Genomic DNA, 1,354 nt, shown 5'->3' with positions numbered 1-1,354 from the left:
GCGGGTTTGGCCACTGGCTTCGGGTGTTACCGACTTTCATGACTTGACGGGCGGTGTGTACAAGGCCCGGGAACGTATTCACCGCAGCGTTGCTGATCTGCGATTACTAGCGACTCCGACTTCATGAGGTCGAGTTGCAGACCTCAATCCGAACTGAGACCGGCTTTTTGGGATTCGCTCCACCTTGCGGTATTGCAGCCCTTTGTACCGGCCATTGTAGCATGCGTGAAGCCCAAGACATAAGGGGCATGATGATTTGACGTCATCCCCACCTTCCTCCGAGTTGACCCCGGCAGTATCCCATGAGTTCCCACCATTACGTGCTGGCAACATAGGACGAGGGTTGCGCTCGTTGCGGGACTTAACCCAACATCTCACGACACGAGCTGACGACAACCATGCACCACCTGTATACGAGTGTCCAAAGAGCTGACCATTTCTGGCCCATTCTCGTATATGTCAAGCCTTGGTAAGGTTCTTCGCGTTGCATCGAATTAATCCGCATGCTCCGCCGCTTGTGCGGGCCCCCGTCAATTCCTTTGAGTTTTAGCCTTGCGGCCGTACTCCCCAGGCGGGGAACTTAATGCGTTAGCTGCGACACGGAGACCGTGGAATGGTCCCCACATCTAGTTCCCAACGTTTACGGCATGGACTACCAGGGTATCTAATCCTGTTCGCTCCCCATGCTTTCGCTCCTCAGCGTCAGTTACGGCCCAGAGATCTGCCTTCGCCATTGGTGTTCCTCCTGATATCTGCGCATTCCACCGCTACACCAGGAATTCCAATCTCCCCTACCGCACTCTAGTCTGCCCGTACCCACTGCAGGCCCGAGGTTGAGCCTCGGGTTTTCACAGCAGACGCGACAAACCGCCTACGAGCTCTTTACGCCCAATAATTCCGGACAACGCTTGCACCCTACGTATTACCGCGGCTGCTGGCACGTAGTTAGCCGGTGCTTTTTCTGCAGGTACCGTCACTTTCGCTTCTTCCCTACTAAAAGAGGTTTACAACCCGAAGGCCGTCGTCCCTCACGCGGCGTTGCTGCATCAGGCTTGCGCCCATTGTGCAATATTCCCCACTGCTGCCTCCCGTAGGAGTCTGGGCCGTGTCTCAGTCCCAGTGTGGCCGGTCACCCTCTCAGGCCGGCTACCCGTCGTCGCCTTGGTGAGCCATTACCTCACCAACTAGCTGATAGGCCGCGAGTCCATCCCCAACCGAAATTCTTTCCAACTCCTAGCCATGCGGCTGAAGCTCGTATCCGGTATTAGACACCGTTTCCAGTGCTTATCCCAGAGTCGGGGGCAGGTTACTCACGTGTTACTCACCCGTTCGCCACTGATCCAAGAAGCAAGCT

The 1,354-nt window shown here is 56.1% G+C and carries 1 rRNA gene; it reads right to left on the bottom strand.

Annotated elements, in window-relative coordinates:
• Positions 1–1,354, bottom strand: a 16S ribosomal RNA gene (locus tag K2F54_RS18730); the annotation flags it as partial.

Source organism: Cryobacterium inferilacus, from assembly GCF_019599185.1.
Taxonomy (GTDB): Bacteria; Actinomycetota; Actinomycetes; order Actinomycetales; family Microbacteriaceae; genus Cryobacterium; species Cryobacterium inferilacus.
Note: the sequence above shows the minus strand (reverse complement) of the source record. Positions and strands in the feature narration are given on the sequence as shown.